This window comes from Marinomonas sp. THO17, assembly GCF_040436405.1.
Lineage (GTDB): Bacteria > Pseudomonadota > Gammaproteobacteria > Pseudomonadales > Marinomonadaceae > Marinomonas.
Window position 1 is genome coordinate 3,882,633 of sequence record NZ_AP031575.1, and the last position, 18,060, is coordinate 3,900,692.

Consider the following 18,060-nt stretch of genomic DNA (forward strand, 5'->3'; position numbering starts at 1 on the left):
TAGAAGATGGAAAGATTTTTGGCAATATGACCAATAAATGTGCAATCATCTTAGGCAATCTAGACAACTTCCTTCTATCTTGCTTTATAGCTATGAAAAAATCAGTCGCTTAATGCACCGATTTATGACGTTAATTGGAGCAAGCCTATCACATCGTTAGTTTTTATTTATTAGATGTTGTTAGCTAATAGTCCTATAAATATTAGAACGATGTGGAGTAATCCACTTGCATCCATTTTATTGCCGTTATCCTGAGTAAGTTCAGTCACCAACTTAGGAAAATAAAAAAGTAGGAGAAGGTTATGTCTAATGAAAGCAAATGCCCATTTCCCCATGGGGCTGGAATGGCAACACAAACCGCAAGCCGTGGTACCACTAATAAAGATTGGTGGCCCAATCAGCTGAACCTTAAAATTCTGCACCAACACTCGCAAGAGTCGAACCCAATGGGGGGCGACTTTGATTATGCTGAAGCTTTTAACAGTTTGGATTTAGAGGCAGTGCGACAAGATCTGTATGCCTTGATGACGGACTCACAAGATTGGTGGCCTGCAGATTATGGACATTATGGTCCTTTCTTTATTCGTATGGCTTGGCACAGTGCCGGTACTTATCGAACCGCAGATGGTCGTGGTGGCGCCAGTTCTGGCACCCAGCGTTTCGCACCACTTAATAGCTGGCCGGATAATGTTAACCTAGACAAAGCGCGTCGCCTTTTATGGCCAATTAAACAAAAATACGGTCGTAAGATTTCCTGGGCAGACTTAATGATTCTTGCGGGCAATTGCGCGTTGGAGTCAATGGGCTTTAAAACCTTTGGCTTCGCGGGTGGCCGTGTGGATGTATGGGAACCAGAAGACGATATTTATTGGGGAACGGAAACTACTTGGTTAGATGACGAACGTTATTCAGGTGAGCGCGAATTGGAAAATCCTCTTGCGGCAGTACAAATGGGCTTAATTTACGTTAACCCAGAAGGGCCAAATGGCCAACCTGATCCATTGGCATCGGCGTTTGATATTCGTGATACTTTTGAACGCATGGCGATGAACGACGAAGAAACTGTAGCTTTGGTGGCTGGTGGTCACACCTTTGGTAAAACTCATGGTGCCGGTGATGCTGCTCAGGTGGGCCCAGATCCAGAAGCGGCAGACATTGCCGAACAAGGTTTTGGCTGGCGCAACAGTCAGGGTAGTGGGCATGGTGTAGATACCATTTCCAGTGGTTTGGAAGGCGCTTGGACGCCGAATCCAATTCAATGGGATAACGGTTATTTTGACACCCTATTGAACAATGAGTGGGAATTAACCACCAGTCCTGCTGGGGCGCAGCAATGGACGCCAAAGGGTGGCGCTCTAGCCGATGCGGTGCCTGATGCACATGATGCGACGAAACGTCATGCGCCTATGATGTCGACGGCTGACATGGCTCTAAAAGTTGATCCTGTCTATGCAGAAATTTCGCAACGTTTCTACGAGAACCCAGACCAGTTAGCAGATGCTTTTGCCCGAGCTTGGTTTAAATTAACACACCGTGATATGGGGCCGATTGAGCGTTACCTAGGACCTTTGGTACCAAGTGAGGAATTGATTTGGCAAGATCCTATCCCAAAAAACACAAATTCTGTCGTTGATGAAAAGGATATTGCTTCTTTGAAGGAAAAGATTTCTCAAAGCGGCCTATCAGTTGCACAAATGGTGTCAACAGCTTGGGCTTCGGCGTCTACTTATCGTGGTTCTGACATGCGTGGTGGCGCCAATGGTGCTCGAATTCGTTTGGCTCCACAAAAAGATTGGGCGGTGAATGAACCTGCTAAATTGGCAATTGTGCTAGGAGAGTTAGAAGCCATACAAGCAGAATTCAACCGAGCGCAGACCAGTGGTAAACAGATTTCTTTAGCCGATTTGATTGTGTTAGCGGGTTCGGTTGGTGTGGAAAAAGCGGTTAAAGCTGCAGGTTACGATATTGAGGTGCCGTTTACACCGGGTCGTGGTGATGCGACACAAGAACAGACAGATGTGGAATCCTTTTCAGTCTTGGAGCCTTTGGTGGATGGTTTCAGAAATTACCAAAAAGCCAAGTTTACTGTGACCACAGAAGAATTTTTGTTAGACAAAGCGCAGTTGTTGACATTGTCCGCTCCTGAAATGACCGTCTTGCTAGGTGGTTTACGAGTCTTAGGTGTGAATCATGCAGATTCTGAAGATGGTGTCTTAACAGAACGAAAAGCCGTATTGAGCAATGACTTTTTTGTGAATTTGCTTGATATGGGAACTCAATGGGTGGCTACTTCGGATGAAGAAATGACGTTTGAAGGTCGTGATCGTAGTACCGGAGCCAAACGTTGGACAGCGACTCGAGCGGATTTAGTTTTCGGCTCTAACTCGCAATTACGTGCTATTGCTGAAGTGTATGCTTGCTCTGATTCACAAGATGATTTTGTGAAGGATTTCGTAGCAGCATGGACTAAAGTAATGGAGCTGGATCGATTCGATCTAGCTTAACTCCTAGCGTTACCACGCTCAGCCCTACTACTGTGAAGTAGTGGGGCTTTTTATTGTAAGTGTCAAGAAGGTAAAGCAATGTATAAAGGGTTTATTAGAATACTTTGACACACTACCTTACAGCTTTTCTGGGGGGAATGACTGCGATGAAACAAAACTTAGCCAAATTGCAAAAAAACCGAAGAAGGTTGATTCAGTTAGCTTCTTCGAGTCTCGTGGCTTTGCCTTTTGTTAATTTACTAGGTTGTTCTTCGTCTCAATCTACAGATAGTGAAGCCTCTTTTGCTTCCCATCCTAGTAGGGTGCAAGGTGGCAGACTTCCCGAACCTCCTTTGGGACGAGGAAGCATGCCGCCGCCAGGTAGCCAAGATATGCCACCACCAGGTGGCGCTCCTGGGAACCCGCCACAACGTGAATTGATAGCTGGTAAAGCTACGGCGAACGCGAAGTGGTTAACTGGTGGAACACAAGCGATGGACCAAAACCTGCTGTATTTTAATCCATTAAGACAGGCCAATCTGGAAAATGCGTGTTTTGTCAGTGAAACGACCACGGAGGGACCTTGTTATTCACGTACTCGTTTTCGTAAAGATATATCTGCCGGACGTGATGGCTTGCCTGTGCGTCTTTGGTTTAAGGTCATGGACAAACACTGTCAGCCTGTAGTGGGCGCAAAAGTGGACATATGGCACTGCGATCCATTAGGTGTGTACAGCGGCAATGATATGCGTATGGTCGACTTCTGCACCAATGGAGAGGAAAATTATCAAAGCAATGATTGGTTTCGTGGAGTGCAAATAACAGATCAAAATGGTCTAGTCTATTTTGAGACTTGTTTTCCAGGGTGGTATGTGAGCCGAGCGGTTCATATTCATCTTACTATTACTACTTCAAATAGCATATTAACCACGCAAGTTGGTTTTGATGATGTGTTAGTAGAAGACATCATGGTGAATGAAGCAATCTATTCTGGTCACGGCGCGCCGGATACCACTAATGATACAGATACGGTATTTCCATCTGAGGGATATCAAGGGTATTTAATGTCGACGAAAGCCATGGCCGATAAGTCTATGTTGGCATGGAAAAGCTTAGTGATTAAGGGGTGATCATTTTGAAAAATGATGTAACCGTTTGGCTTCATCATGTTTTTGTCATCTTTCCAAGTTAGTCTGTGATTTTTAGAATCAGAGACACAGATGAAGGTTGAAGGTTTACATGCACTAGCCGTAATCGAAGGTATCAAAGGTGTGATTGCCTTGGTGTTGGTTGTAATAGTGCACTTTTTATCAGGACAAGATTTACACACCCTGGTGCTGGAGAAGATGCAGGCGCTGGATATATCAAAGCAGAATCATTATGCACAATGGGTGTTGATGTTGGCTGATAATATTTCACAAGGGCGTATTCCTATGTTCACTTCGTTGGCACTCTTGTACGCCAGTTTTCGCTTTGTGATGGCATACGGACTCTGGTTTCATCTTCGTTGGACGGAATGGTTCGCTTTCGTGAGTGGGTGCTTGTATATCCCATTTGAGCTCTATGCGATTTATCAAGATGTGGGCAAACTCAGTAATTGGATGATTTTACTCTTTAACCTTATGGTCGTGAGTTATTTGTTTTGGGTATTAAAACGTGACAGACCCAAGTCATCATGGCAAGTGATTTAGTTAAACTTTGCCTAGAAGAGTTTATTTGTAGATAAAGACAGATCGCTCGCTCATAGGGTTGATTTAATGTTTCCAGACGATCTGTTTTGCATCTCCTATTTGGCCGTCAGCATTCAATCGATATGCTAGTGATACCAATAAAGTTTGCGCCAGTGTCATAGAAGACGTCAGCGATCGAAAGCCCATAACTTCTGCTTCTTTAATATCAAAACATACGTCTGACATGGCCGCTAGAGGGCTAATTTTACTGTCTGTAATGGCGATGACTTTGGCTCCTGCCGCGTAAGCATATTCACTTACCGTGACGGTTTCTTGCGCATAAGGGCTAAAGGTAGTCGCTATAATGACATCATCTTTGCGAATATTACTGGCCTGTTCAACCAGCATACCACCGCCACCATCGATAAGGTGTGTGGTTTTATTGAGGTGACGTAAGCTGTAGGCAAAATAACTGGAAATGGGAAACGCCCGACGTAAGCCGATCAAGTATATGTTTTGCGCATGTTCAAGCATATCTACCGCGGCATTTAAGGTATCAGGGGAAAACTGATGAGCCATATGGCTCATTGAAAATGCGTTATTGCCACTAAACTCACTAAGCACGTCACTAGCATTAATATTATTACCAGCGGTTTTTTTGTTCATTTTTACTCGTTCGCTGTAGCTCGCGGTCGAGGTTTGTTCCACTAAAGATTGACGAAACAGATTTTGCATTTCACTAAAGCCATTGTACTCAAACGCCGCTGCAAAGCGAACCAGAGTAGATGGTGGGACGCCGCATTGTTGAGCAAGGCTGGCGACTGTTTCCAAAGCGACTGTATTGGGGTGTTCTAAAAGAAAGCGCGCAACTTGTTGCAAACGCTTGGACAAATTGTCGTAGTTCCGACTGATAGCTTGTTGTAACTGTTCAAGGCTGGAAGGTGCGGCCAAAGTCGCTCTCCTTATTATTATGATGATTATACGGGGATGCTGACTATGGGCATTCCGATGGGTGTCACTGCCGAATGACTTTTTCTATTGAATAAGGGTAGGGCAATAAAACGACAGATTCTCTAAGAGCAAATTTTAGAACCTGTGTTTCAAAAAAGCAAATAAAACGAAAGGACTGTTTTAAATTTGATCAATTTCTAAATGACTGTTTTTTAAACACTAAATTATTTTTTTTTAAGCCTGCAAAAGAAATGTACGAAAAAAACCAAAATAATTTTTTTATTTCTTGAGTTTTTTGAAATAAATATTCTATTATTGTTCTGTTGTTGAAATGAACGATAAATATAAAAACAAACTTTGTTTCGGTGCCGGTAGAGATTCCACCGCTGAGCAAGATACAGACGACCTATTGCAGCTAACAAAAATGGGTCGTGTTTAGAGGTATGAGTTGATGTCTAAGCAACTATCTAAGCAGTTAAGAGTGGGTATGGTTGGATCAGGATACATGGGGAAAGCTCATGCGATTGCCTATCGTAACGCTATGGCAGCTTTCGAGATTCCCAGCCAGTCTCTCATTTGTGACCTGCTGGCAGATGCCACACCTGAATTGGCAGAGAAAAAGGCGGCTGAACTTGGTTTCATGCGTTCTACTGGTGACTGGAAAACGTTAGTGGCAGATCCACACATTAATGTGGTTGATATTTGTGCACCGAACTTTCTTCATAAAGAGATTGCCTTAGCCGCTATTGCCAATGGCAAACATGTATACAGTGAAAAGCCGTTGGCATTGAGTTCGACTGATGCCAAGTTAATGACCGAAGCGGCAGAGGCGGCAGGCGTAAAAACATTGGTGGGTTTTAATTACATCAAAAACCCTACCGTGCAATTTATTAAACAACTTATTGAACGTGGTGAATTGGGCGACATAGTGCATTTTCGTGGCGTTTTTAATGAGGATTATTTAGCCGATGCCGATTTGCCATTTAGCTGGCGTTTGCAAAAAGAATTTGCCGGAACGGGCTCACTTAATGATTTAGGTTCACACCTAGTGCAGTTGGCTTTGCATCTGGTTGGGCCAATCAGCGAACTGTGTGCCGATTTAAAAATTGTTCATCAGCAGCGTCCTGTTGAGACTTCCAATACGAATAGCAATGCCATAGGGCTGGTCGAAAATGACGATCAAGCCCATATGATGGTGCGTTTTGCTAACGGAGCTCAAGGCACTTTAGAAACCTCTCGTGTGGCGTGGGGTAGAAAGAATGGTTTGTCATTTGAACTGACCGGCACTAAAGGAAGCGTAATGTTTGATCAGGAAAGGTTATCTGAATTTTCACTTTACTTAGTGGATGACCGACCTGATGTACAAGGTTTTAGACGAGTGTTGGTAGGACCTGAGCACCCAGATTATGCCGCATTCTGTGTGTCGGCTGGGCATGGTTTGGGTTTCAACGATATGAAAGCTGTTGAAATTCGTGACCTCTATGAGGGCGTTGTTCATGGTCAAACCTTATGGCCAGATTTTAGAGCGGCTGCTCAGGTCAATATAATACTTGATGATGTGCTTGAGTCATATGAAGGAAATACTTGGATCAAGGTTAAACAATATGATGGGGATCGATAATGAAAAATAAGAATCTGGATGTCATCTGTTTAGGGCGTGCAGCGGTGGATTTGTACTCCGAACAAATTGGGGCACCGCTGGAAGATGTCAGTAGTTTTAAGAAGTATTTGGGTGGCTCTTCAGCGAATATCGCTTTTGGTACTGCTCGTATGGGCTTGAAGTCAGCTATGTTAACTCGTGTTGGCGATGAGCACATGGGGCGTTTTGTTCGCAATGAGTTGGCGCGTGTTGGCGTTGATGTGTCGCATACCATTACCGATCAAGAGCGTTTAACTGGTTTGGTGTTATTAGGGATTAAAGATCAAGATACTTTTCCACTTATTTTTTATCGTGAAAACTGCGCTGATATGGCCATTTCAGAAGAGGATTTTGATGAGGATTTCATTGCTTCATCGAAATCTTTGCTGATTACTGGAACCCATTTCTCTACAGAGTCTACCGACAGAACGGCACGCAAGGCCATTGAGTACGCCAGAGCAAATGATACCAAAGTAATTATTGATATTGACTATCGTCCAGTGCTTTGGGGCTTGACAGGTCGTGGTGAAGGGGAAAATCGCTTTGTTTCTGATGATGCTGTTACTGAGCACATCATGTCTATTATGCCCCTGTGCGATTTGATTGTTGGTACGGAAGAAGAGTTTCATATTGCGGGTGGATGCGAGGATACCATTGAGTGTTTGAAGCGCATTCGCAAAGTATCGTCTGCTGAATTGGTGGTAAAACGTGGTGCTTTGGGATGTTCTGTATTCAAAGGCGCGATCCCCGAAACCCTAGATGAGGGCATTACTCGTTACGGTGTGACGGTAGAAGTGCTGAACGTTTTAGGCGCTGGCGACGCGTTCTTAAGTGGTTATTTACGCGGTTGGATTAATCAAGAAAGTACCGAAAATGCTTGTGATTATGCTAATGCTTGTGGCGCCATTGTGGTGTCTCGTCACGGCTGTTCGCCAGCCATGCCAAGTTTAGAAGAGCTAGATTACTATTTAATTCACCGTGATGAGATTCCACGTCCTGATTTGGATCCTGTATTGAATTATTTGCATCGCGTCACTGCCCAGCGTTTAGAGCGCCAAGGGGAAGACAAAGATTGGCAGGATATGTGTATTTTGGCATTTGACCACAGACGTCAATTTGTTGATATGTGCCGTGAAGCGGGTGCGCCCATTTCACGTATTAGCAAGGCGAAGGAATTGATCTTACAAGCGACTTATGAAGGTGCTCAGACCTTAGGTGATAGCGTTGGTGGTACGGGCATTCTAGCGGACGGTACTTATGCGCAGAATGTATTGAATGACATTACCGGCAAGGATCATTGGATTGCTCGCCCGGTAGAGATGCCCAGCAGTCGTCCTATACGATTTGAACTTGGCAACAATGTGGGCCAAGCCATTGCAACTTGGCCTGCTAATCACATAGTCAAATGTTTGGTGTTTTATCACCCAGATGACGAGGTTAATTTGCGCAGCGAGCAAGAACAAAAAGTCATGGATTTGTATCGAGCTTGCTGTACTACAGGACATGAGTTGTTGTTAGAAATCATTCCGCCTGCAGATTCGGACGTTGACGATGAGACATTGTCTCGTTCTATTGAGCGTTTCTACAATCTTGGTGTATTCCCAGATTGGTGGAAGTTGCCTTCGCCAAGCAAGAAGGCTTGGCAGAACATAGACAAAATTATCAAAGCTCGTGCGCCCTACTGTCGTGGTGTGGTGTTACTGGGCTTGGATGCGCCGGTGGAAGAGCTAAAAGCAGGTTTCTATGCGGCAGCAGGACAAGAAATATGTAAAGGCTTTGCCATAGGTCGCACCATTTTCTCAGCGCCAACTAAAGCTTGGCTAAGAAATGACATTAATGATGCTGAGTTTGTTGCTCAAGTGAAGAGCAATTATCTTGAAATGAGCGAATACTGGCGTCAGCGTAACGAAGCGGGTAAATCTCTTTAATCGCCCGCTAACGGAGGCAAAAATGGAAACAATTCGTTTAACCATGGCACAAGCCTTGGTAAAGCATTTGCAAGCACAATATACAGTGATTGATGGTAAAGAAGTGCCATTATTTGGCGGTGCTTGGGCGATTTTTGGTCACGGTAATGTGGCTGGGATCGGTGAAGCGCTGGCGCAAGTGAAAGAAGAATTTACCACTTATCGCGCGCATAATGAGCAAGGCATGGCGCTAGCCGCTTGTGCCTATGCAAAACAACATAGACGTCAGCGTATTATGGCTTGCACCACCTCAATCGGACCAGGTGCTTTGAACATGGTAACCGCAGCGGGTTTGGCAATGGCCAACCGTTTACCTGTGCTGTTCTTACCTGGGGACGTGTTTGCAACACGTACGCCTGATCCTGTGTTGCAACAAGTAGAGCACTTTAATGATCCGGGTATTTCGGTAAACGACAGCTTCCGACCTGTGTCACGCTATTTTGACCGTATCAATCGTCCTGAGCAGCTCATTACTAGTTTACCTGTGGCGATCAATACTATGTTGGATCCGATTTCATGTGGTCCAGCTACCCTTGCATTGCCGCAAGACGTACAAGCGATGGCATACGATTATCCGCTAAGTTTCTTTGCTAAAAAGGTGCATGGATTGCGTCGTAATCGTGCTGACGTTCAGCAATTGTCTGAGGCCGTTGAAGCAATCAAACAGGCTAAGAAACCGCTAATGGTAATTGGTGGTGGTGCGCATTACAGTCATGCTTTGCCAGAAATCAAAGCCTTTGTAGAAAAGCATGGTGTACCAGCCTGTGAAACCCAAGCAGGTAAGGGCGCTTTGCCTTGGGATCATAAGTGGAATTTGGGCTCGGTAGGTGTGACGGGTTCCAGTGCTGCAAATGCGGCAGCGCAAGAGGCGGATTTGGTTATTGCTGTGGGGACTCGTTTGCAAGACTTTACTTCGGCATCTCGTACCTTGTTTGCGAATCCTAATTGTACTTTATTGAGCCTCAATACCGCTCCTTTTGATGCGGAAAAACACAACGCCTTGCCATTGGTTGCTGACGCTAAAACCAGCTTACAAGAAATACAAGTGGACTTGTCTGCTTGGCAGAGTGATCAGGCGTGGCAAACGCAAGTCTTGGAGTGGAATAAGACTTGGTTGGCTGCGGTCGATCAAGCTACGGCTATGCCGCAACAGGCTAATGATGCGTCTTATTTACCTACTGATGCCAATGTCATTGGGGTGATCAACCGTCAAGCCCAAGCCAATACCACCATAGTCCAAGCGGCGGGTGGTTTACCTGGAGAGTTGCATAAGTTATGGCGTACTTCCGATGACTTGGGCTATCACGTGGAATATGGCTTCTCTTGCATGGGGTATGAAATTGCTGGCGGCATGGGCGTGAAAATGGCCACACCTGAGCGAGAAATCATTGTGATGGTCGGCGATGGTAGCTATTTAATGCTCAACTCTGAGATCGCTACCTCAGTTATGTTGGGTTTGAAGCTCACCATAGTGGTGTTAGATAACCGTGGTTATGCTTGTATTAATCGCCTGCAAAATGCTTGTGGCGGTGAACCTTTTAATAACCTATTACAGGATTGTCATACGATCGAAGCGGGTGCACCAAAAACCGATTTTGCCGCTCATGCTAAAGCCTTAGGTGCTGAGTCAGAACAGGTGGCTTGTTTGGCTGAATTGGAAGCAGCGTTAGTACGCGCAAGAGCCAGTGACAAAACCTATGTGATTGCTATTGATACAGACCCTATGCCGAGCACACAAGAAGGTGGCGCATGGTGGGATGTGGCTGTGCCTGAGGTTTCGAGCAGACAGCAAGTAGTAGACGCTGAGCGTAACTACCAAGCAGCAAAACAAAAACAGCCTTATTAATTATTGCAACGATTTAGGGAGCAATCAGATGAACAAGAATAACAATGCAAACACCGCTTCTAACGTTCGAATTGGCATTAATCCGCTGACTTGGACAAACGATGATTTGCCTTCATTGGGTGCCGATACCCCTTTGGAAGTCTGTTTGAGTGAAGCACGTCAAGCAGGTTATAGTGGCATCGAATTGGGTAACAAATTTCCACGAGACCCCGCGGTTTTAGGGCCAATTTTGCAGGAGCATGATTTGTCTTTGGTGTCAGGGTGGTACAGTGCACGTTTGATGGAACGCACTGTGGAAGAAGAAATTGCGGCGATGCAAGATCACTTGAACCTTCTTAAAGCCCTAGGTTCCAATGTTATGGTATTTGCAGAAGTAACCAATTGCATTCATGGTGATCAGTCGGCGCCCTTGTCTCAGCGTCCAGGTATGACAGAAGCTCAATGGGGCGAATACGCGAAACGTATTACCCAAGTAGCGGATTACATGGCAGAGCAAGGCGTTAAATTGGCTTACCATCATCATATGGGAACCGTGATAGAAACGGCTGAAGAAGTCGACAAATTAATGGCTATGACGGGGGATAATGTGGGTCTTTTATTGGACACGGGTCACATTACTTTTGCTGGTGGTAACCCTCTGGAAATGGCTAAGAAACATGCTAAGCGAATTGTTCATGTGCATTGTAAAGACATACGTCCAAGTATTTTGCAGGACAATTTAAATCGTGACAGTGCCTTTTTGAATGCCGTTTTAGACGGTGTTTATACAGTCCCAGGTGATGGCAGCATTGATTACGCTCCGATTTTTGATGTGCTGAAGAGTGTTGATTATCAAGGTTGGGTGGTTGTGGAAGCTGAGCAGGATCCAGCCATTGCGCATCCATTAACCTATGCCACCATTGGCTATAAGTACTTGTCGAATAACCTGCAACAAGCTGGATTTACTATCTAGTACAAGCTGACAGCAAGATTGATAACAACAGGAAGCACCTTCTAAGGTGCTTCGTTTACCGAATTGATGAATGAGAGAGAAAGTTTATGTCTAGTTCAAACACACTGATGGGTAATTTTATTGATAATCAGTTTGTACCCAGTACCTCTGCTCGTAATGCGAACGTCTTCAATCCAGCGACTGGTGATGTGTCACTACAAGTGTCTTTGAGTACAGTAGCGGAAACGGAAGCGGCGATTGCTTCAGCGCAAAAGGCGTTTGAAACTTGGTCACAAGTGACACCGCTGAATCGTGCTCGAGTATTGTTTAAGTTTAAGGCATTGGTAGAAGCTCATAGCCATGAGTTAGCGGAATTGATTACCAGTGAGCATGGCAAAGTGTACTCCGATGCGTTAGGTGAGTTGACTCGTGGTTTGGAAGTGGTGGAATTTGCTTGTGGTATTCCACATTTGCAAAAAGGTGAACACAGCTTAAATGTGGGTCGTGGTGTAGACAGTTACAGCCTAATGCAACCATTGGGTGTATGTGCTGGTATCAGCCCATTCAACTTCCCAGCCATGGTGCCTATGTGGATGTTCCCTGTGGCGATTGCCTGCGGTAACACTTTTGTGATGAAACCATCTGAAAAAGATCCAAGTACCATTATGCGTTTGGCAGAATTGCTAAAAGAAGCCGGTTTGCCTGATGGTGTCTTTAACGTAGTGAATGGCGATAAAGAATCGGTCGATGTTTTACTAACCGATGAGCGAATTCAGTCTGTTAGCTTTGTGGGTTCTACCCCTATTGCGGAATACATCTATGCCACAGCCAGTGCTCACGGCAAACGTGTACAAGCCCTTGGTGGCGCGAAGAACCATATGTTGGTGATGCCGGATGCGGATCCAAATCAAGTAGTGAACTCTTTGATGGGCGCTGCCTACGGTTCTGCTGGTGAGCGTTGTATGGCGATCTCAGTGGCAGTTTGTGTCGGTGATGAAGTGGCAGATAACTTGATTGCGAAATTGCAGCAAGAGATCTCGACCATGACGGTTGGCCCTGGCTTGTATAAGAACTTTGGCTTGGATGAAGAGCCTCATATGGGGCCTTTGATCAGTAAAGAACATGCTCAAAAAGTCCGTGATTATATTACTTCTGGTGAAGAAGAAGGCGCGACTTTGGTGGTAGATGGTCGTCAGTTCGTACGTAAAAATCATGAACAAGGTTACTTTGTGGGTCCAACTTTGTTTGATCATGTAAAAGAAAACATGCGTATCTATAAGGAAGAGATTTTTGGTCCTGTCCTGTCTGTGGTGCGTGTTAATTCTTATGAAGAAGGTTTGGCACTAATTAACCAACATGAATACGGCAATGGTACGGCTATCTTTACTCGCGATGGTGATACTGCTCGCCAGTTCACCGAGAAAGTACAAGTAGGCATGGTAGGGGTCAATGTACCGATTCCTGTGCCAATGGCATTCCACAGTTTTGGTGGTTGGAAGCGTTCTTTATTTGGTCCTCTGCATATGCATGGTCCTGATGGCGTGCGTTTTTACACTCGCATGAAAACAGTGACGGCTCGTTGGCCTACAGGTCTTCGTGCGGGGCCAGAATTCTCTATGCCAACCATGAAATAATGTTTTGTGAGGTGAATTACTATGTCACGTTTACTCAGTAAAAAGCATCAACAAGCTGGGCAGTCACAAACCCAGCTGGTGACGCCAGCCAGTGCCAATTGGCAATATGTTGGTTTCGAGGCTCATCAGCTAAAAGCAGGTGAGTCTGTCAGTCTGACTACCGGTAGCGACGAAGTTTGCGCAGTCATTTTAAGTGGCAAGGTAAATGCCAAGACACAACATGAGTCTTGGGACGTTATTGGTGATCGCATGAGTGTGTTTGAGCAAAAAGCACCCTATGCCGTGTATGCGCCTGCGCAAGATGAAATCCACATTCAAGCCTTGACCGATGTGGAAGTGGCATTTTGTAAAGCGCCTGGTAAAGGTGGCCATGCAGCCAAGCTGATTCGTCCTGAGCAATGTCAGTACGAAACACGTGGTGTTGCGAGTAATACGCGTCACGTTTGCAATATTTTGTTTGGTAATGAACCCGCTGACAGTTTGTTGGTATGTGAAGTCATTACACCAAGTGGTGGTTGGTCAAGCTATCCACCTCATAAGCATGATAAAGATGCAGCGCCTTCAGAAACTCAGTTGGAGGAAACTTATTACCATAAGATAGATCCGCCTCAAGGTTTTGCTTTCCAGCGTGTCTATACGGACGATCGCAGTATTGATGAAACCATGGCGGTGGAAGATGGTGACTTGGTCATGGTGCCAGAGGGTTACCATCCGGTGGGCGTTCCCCACGGTTACCAGTCTTACTATCTGAATGTAATGGCAGGACCCAGTCGTAACTGGATCTTTCATAATGACCCCGACCATGAATGGATCATAGAACGGGATAAAAAGTAACCAATGGTTGATTGATTATATAAAAATAACTTAAGGATTTAACTATGTTGAATTTTGCTTTATTTGGTGCGGGTCGTATTGGCAAGATGCATGCGCAAAACCTTCAAGCGTTCGCGCATTCAAATTTGAAATACGTTTATGATGTGTATGCGCCAGCAGCACAAGAAGTGGCGAAAGCTACTGGAGCAAAAGTCGCGGCCAGTGTAGATGACGCGTTGGCAGATCCAGAAGTGGATGCAGTATTGATCGCGACCAGTACGGATACTCATGTGGACTTGATCATTAAAGCGGCGAAAGCCGGTAAGGCGATCCTGTGTGAAAAACCAATTGATTTGGATACAGCAACCGTGAACGCTTGCATGGAAGAGATCAAAGATTGCAACGTGCCAATTCAAATTGGTTTCAACCGTCGCTTTGATCCAAGCCATGGCGCCGCAGCGAAAGCCGCTCATGACGGTAGTGTAGGTAAGCTTGAGCAAGTGATCATCAGCAGTCGAGATCCAGGCATGGCACCCGTTGAATACTTGAAATCATCAGGTGGTATTTTCCGCGATATGATTATTCATGATTTCGATATGGCACGCTTTATCCTAGGTGAAGAAGTGGTGGAAATCCAAGCCTTTGGTAGTGCTTTGGTGGATGAAAAAATCACTGAGATTGGTGACGTTGATAGTGTCATGATTAACATGAAGAGCCAGTCGGGCCGATTGATTCATATTAATGGTTCCCGTCGTGCAACATACGGATATGATCAGCGTGTAGAAGTGTTTGGTTCCGAAGGTATGGTGATTTCCGATAACCAAACGCCAACCTCTGTTGTGCGTTACAACACAGATACCACAGGTGTCAAAGATCCATTGTTTAACTTCTTTACAGATCGTTATGGTGCCGCTTATAACCTACAATTAACGGCTTTTATCGAAAATGTAATGGCGAAGCGTCCTGTTTCACCAAGCTTCGAAGATGGTCGTCGTGCTCAGATTTTGGCGGATGCGGCGCAAAAATCCTTCGATACGGGTGAGAAGGTTACTCTATCTTGGTAATGGTTTAATCTAAATTAAACCTGCTTAACAAGAAAAGCCCCTTTGTATATCGCAAAGGGGCTTTTTAATGCATTTTTCAACAGATTACCTATCTATATACAAAATTTGAACGGTCTCAAGCGATCGCTTGTTCGATCTTTTGACGGTAGTCTTCTGGTAATGGAATGGCGGCCTGATGTTCTTTTGAAAAACACACATAAGTGACATCGGCTTCTACCACAAGTTGCTCATCATGGGCCTTTATTATGCGTTGTTTCATGGTAATGCTGCGGTTACTTAATTTGGCGAACTGAGTTTGAACTTCTAATACATCGCCAAACCCAGCCTCGGCTTTGAAGTCGATATTGATATTCACTACAGCCCACACTATGCCTTGTTTTAGCATATCGTCACCAACGCTGAATTCATCAAAGAAAGCCCAACGACCTTCCTCTAAAAACTCGAGATATCGAGCATTGTTGACGTGTTGAAAAATATCGAGGTGAAAGCCTCGTACTTTGATCTGCACCTTACCTAGCATTTGATTCTCCTATTCTTGTTATTCCATAGGAAGGGTAAATTGACTCTACCTGAAAACAAATGACAAATTCGCCTGACTTTAATAACAGTATGACGACAGACTTTCTTTTAATAGCTAAAGAAACAGAGTGAGTCGTTTTGTTTGAGCTTGAAGACTTTATTAAAGCGTTAACAAGCGTAAATGCTTTGCCATTTTAGCTGCTTCTTCTGCTGCATTTATTAATGCAGGCTTAGGCGTTTCGTACCATTCGTCTGGATGTAATTCGCGTTTGGTGCGGATTAAGTCAATGGCATTTTGTAAGCTAGGATAAGTGTGTGGGTACTCAAGATGTAGGAATAGTGCTAGCAAAGCCACAGAACGACTTCTTCCACCTCGACAGTGGATCAAAAGATTGCCTTGTTCTTTGACTGGGTAAGAGGCTTTTTCAGGCATACGTTGCAGTAACGCGGCACGCAATAGGTGATATCCAGAGAGGAGCATTTCTGTAGGATTCCCAGGGCCATCAATTAAACCTATCTTGTAATAGCGAACGTGACCTGCACCAAAATTAAGTAAAGGGGTTTGATGTTTGTGATCTGGAGAAGTGACAAGGTCAATATCTAAATTCACTGCACAATTGAAAATGATTTTAATCTTGTGTTCTTGGTGCAGTTGACGATTTGCCGCCGCAATTGATCCGCCCAAATAAATGTCCAGATTATAACCTTCGATATTTTCAACGATTAAGCTCATTGGTGGGCGAGGATAACGTTTTTTAGGTTTACTGCTGGTCATACTGTGTTTGTTCCCTGGTTGAAAATAGCAAATAGGTCAGAGTTTTGAAGAGTTTAGCACGAGTTGCTGCTAAGGCTCCTTAAGCGCCTGTTGGTTTTATATTAGGCAATAGAGATTGGGTTTAAGTGAATATTGCGTCACGAATATTTCATTTATGTTAATGAAATTAGCAAGGAAAATTTAAATTATTGTATTCAAAACGATTTTTTCTCATTTTGGTCATTTTTTATTACGCTTGGTGGTAGGATCCTGCAGCAAATTTTGATGCTGCAGATGTTTGACATCTGCGCATCATTATTAGTGTCTGACAGCGGCAGAAAGTAATTTCTGAGCACAGTCTGTCTTCTAACTATAAACATAGATGTTGTTGCTTTATGGAAAATCAAAACTCACCGATCCAAGAAAATTCTTCTAACCAGTTTGTCTATGGCAATATGAAACTGGCTTTCATGTTATTGATTACCTGCTTTGCAGCCTGGGGTGTCGCGGCCAACATGACCGATCCTTTGGTAAAAGTATTCAGTAAAATTTTTACTATGAGTACCTTTGAATCTGCCTTAGTGCAATTCGCTTACTATGGTGCTTATTTTTGTTTAGCTATTCCTGCGGCTTTTATTAACGCACGTTATTCATATAAAGCGGGTGTGTTAAGTGGTCTTGGCCTTGCTATTCTTGGTGCCTTGGCATTCTACCCAGCCAGTGTTGCCATGACTTACGGATTTTTCTTAGCCGCCTTATTTATCATGGCCGCGGGCATGTCTATCCTAGAGACTTCTGCGAATCCTTTTGTTATGGCAATGGGCCCAGAAGGAACAGCGACTCGTCGTTTGAACTTAGCACAAGCTTTTAATCCTGTGGGCACCAATATTGGTGTTTTTCTTGCGGCGACATTGATTCTTCCAAAGCTTAACCCAGCTACGGCAGAGCAGCGTGCTAGCATGGCCCCAGAGGTGCTTAAGAGTATTCAAGCAGAAGAACTGACAGGGGTGATGACTCCTTACGTTGGTATGGCTTTCGTTCTTATGTTGATTTGGGTATTGGTGTGCTTCATTCGTGTTCCAAAAACCGATACATCTGGTACAGGTTATCGTGAAGAAGTAACGAAAATTGATTTTTTTGCCACCCTAGGTCGTTTGCTGAGCAACGCTCAATACCGTTGGGGTGTAGTCGCTCAATTCTTTAATGTTGCCGCTCAGACTTGTACTTGGACATTTACGATTCAATACGTACAAGAAGCGATTGGTGGTTCAGAAGCCAGTGCTGCTGACTACTTGCAATACAGCTTAATCCTTTTCTTAATTTCACGTTTTGTGATGACTTGGTTAATGGGATTTTGTCGTCCAGCCTTATTACTAAGTTTATTGGCAACGGCAGGGACATTGTTGTGTCTATATGCTGTTTTAACGCCGACTTTTTCTGGTGTATGGGCCATAGTGTCTATCTCAGCTTGTTTGTCACTGATGTTCCCAACCATTTATGGTGTAGCCTTGAACGGCCTAGGCAGGGATACTAAATTCGGTTCTGCTGGCTTGGTGATGGCCATCTTAGGTGGTGCTGTGATGCCATTGGTGCAAGGCGCGACGATTGACGCATACAGTGCAACGGTATCATATGTTGTTCCAGCGGCTTGTTTTCTAGTGGTTGCCGCGTACGGATTATTCGCTATGAAGCGTGCTTAAATTCGAGGCTTTTTTGTTCGTGATAGTCCCACCCTAAAAATATGCTTTATCTTAGTTGTGGGGATGAATAACAAAAGTCGTGGAGATGA

Annotated in this window: 14 protein-coding genes; 11 read left to right on the forward strand and 3 right to left on the reverse strand. The window is 44.5% G+C overall.

Annotation, left to right across the window (positions count from 1 at the left end; translation table 11 throughout):
- The first annotated feature begins 302 nt into the window (after positions 1 to 302).
- The 3 genes from katG (at position 303) to ABXS85_RS18310 (ending at position 4,174) form a co-directional block, all read left to right on the forward strand.
- Entirely contained in the window at positions 303 to 2,504 is a 2,202-nt protein-coding gene (gene katG, locus ABXS85_RS18300; protein ID WP_353667966.1) for a catalase/peroxidase HPI, read from the forward strand.
- A gap of 146 nt (positions 2,505 to 2,650) precedes the next feature.
- A complete protein-coding gene (locus tag ABXS85_RS18305; protein ID WP_353667967.1) occupies positions 2,651 to 3,613 on the forward strand; it encodes an intradiol ring-cleavage dioxygenase in 963 nt (320 codons plus the stop codon).
- A 90-nt stretch (positions 3,614 to 3,703) separates the two neighbouring features.
- Positions 3,704 to 4,174, forward strand: a complete 471-nt coding sequence (locus ABXS85_RS18310; RefSeq protein ID WP_353667968.1) for a DUF2127 domain-containing protein — start codon at positions 3,704 to 3,706, stop codon at positions 4,172 to 4,174.
- A gap of 63 nt (positions 4,175 to 4,237) precedes the next feature.
- On the opposite strand, the gene ABXS85_RS18315 is transcribed toward ABXS85_RS18310, so the two are convergent.
- Positions 4,238 to 5,104 carry a MurR/RpiR family transcriptional regulator gene (locus ABXS85_RS18315; protein WP_353667969.1) on the reverse strand — a complete coding sequence of 289 codons (867 nt, stop codon included), beginning with the start codon at positions 5,102 to 5,104 and terminating at the stop codon, positions 4,238 to 4,240.
- Positions 5,105 to 5,555: 451 nt separating this feature from the next.
- On the opposite strand from ABXS85_RS18315, the gene ABXS85_RS18320 reads away from it, so the two are divergent.
- The 7 genes from ABXS85_RS18320 to iolG all read left to right on the forward strand — a co-directional run bounded on the left by ABXS85_RS18320 (position 5,556) and on the right by iolG (position 14,998).
- The gene (locus ABXS85_RS18320; protein WP_353667970.1) at positions 5,556 to 6,725 is read left to right on the forward strand and encodes a Gfo/Idh/MocA family oxidoreductase; all 1,170 of its coding nucleotides are present in this window, start codon (positions 5,556 to 5,558) and stop codon (positions 6,723 to 6,725) included.
- Positions 6,725 to 8,671, forward strand: a complete 1,947-nt coding sequence (iolC, locus tag ABXS85_RS18325; protein WP_353667971.1) for a 5-dehydro-2-deoxygluconokinase — start codon at positions 6,725 to 6,727, stop codon at positions 8,669 to 8,671. The genes ABXS85_RS18320 and iolC overlap by 1 nt, the downstream gene beginning before the upstream one ends.
- Positions 8,672 to 8,693: 22 nt before the next feature.
- Positions 8,694 to 10,556 (forward strand): 3D-(3,5/4)-trihydroxycyclohexane-1,2-dione acylhydrolase (decyclizing), encoded by a 1,863-nt coding sequence (iolD, locus tag ABXS85_RS18330; RefSeq protein ID WP_353667972.1) that lies wholly within the window; start codon positions 8,694 to 8,696, stop codon positions 10,554 to 10,556.
- Positions 10,557 to 10,584: 28 nt separating this feature from the next.
- Positions 10,585 to 11,508, forward strand: coding sequence for a myo-inosose-2 dehydratase (gene iolE, locus ABXS85_RS18335; RefSeq protein ID WP_353667973.1), 924 nt, complete (start codon positions 10,585 to 10,587; stop codon positions 11,506 to 11,508).
- A gap of 86 nt (positions 11,509 to 11,594) precedes the next feature.
- Positions 11,595 to 13,121 carry a CoA-acylating methylmalonate-semialdehyde dehydrogenase gene (locus tag ABXS85_RS18340; protein ID WP_353667974.1) on the forward strand — a complete coding sequence of 509 codons (1,527 nt, stop codon included), beginning with the start codon at positions 11,595 to 11,597 and terminating at the stop codon, positions 13,119 to 13,121.
- Between the two features lie 21 nt (positions 13,122 to 13,142).
- Positions 13,143 to 13,955: a 5-deoxy-glucuronate isomerase gene (gene iolB / locus ABXS85_RS18345; protein WP_353667975.1), complete on the forward strand. Its 813-nt coding sequence runs from the start codon at positions 13,143 to 13,145 to the stop codon at positions 13,953 to 13,955.
- 44 nt (positions 13,956 to 13,999) lie between these two features.
- Positions 14,000 to 14,998: an inositol 2-dehydrogenase gene (gene iolG / locus ABXS85_RS18350; protein WP_353667976.1), complete on the forward strand. Its 999-nt coding sequence runs from the start codon at positions 14,000 to 14,002 to the stop codon at positions 14,996 to 14,998.
- 115 nt (positions 14,999 to 15,113) lie between these two features.
- Here the strand turns inward: iolG and ABXS85_RS18355 are convergent, their stop codons facing one another.
- Both ABXS85_RS18355 and ABXS85_RS18360 read right to left on the reverse strand, forming a co-directional pair.
- The gene (locus tag ABXS85_RS18355) at positions 15,114 to 15,518 is read right to left on the reverse strand and encodes a thioesterase family protein (protein WP_353667977.1); all 405 of its coding nucleotides are present in this window, start codon (positions 15,516 to 15,518) and stop codon (positions 15,114 to 15,116) included.
- A gap of 159 nt (positions 15,519 to 15,677) precedes the next feature.
- Positions 15,678 to 16,292, reverse strand: a complete 615-nt coding sequence (locus tag ABXS85_RS18360) for a dual specificity protein phosphatase (protein ID WP_353667978.1) — start codon at positions 16,290 to 16,292, stop codon at positions 15,678 to 15,680.
- Between the two features lie 374 nt (positions 16,293 to 16,666).
- On the opposite strand from ABXS85_RS18360, the gene fucP reads away from it, so the two are divergent.
- A complete protein-coding gene (gene fucP / locus ABXS85_RS18365; protein ID WP_353667979.1) occupies positions 16,667 to 17,971 on the forward strand; it encodes an L-fucose:H+ symporter permease in 1,305 nt (434 codons plus the stop codon).
- Positions 17,972 to 18,060 lie beyond the last annotated feature (89 nt).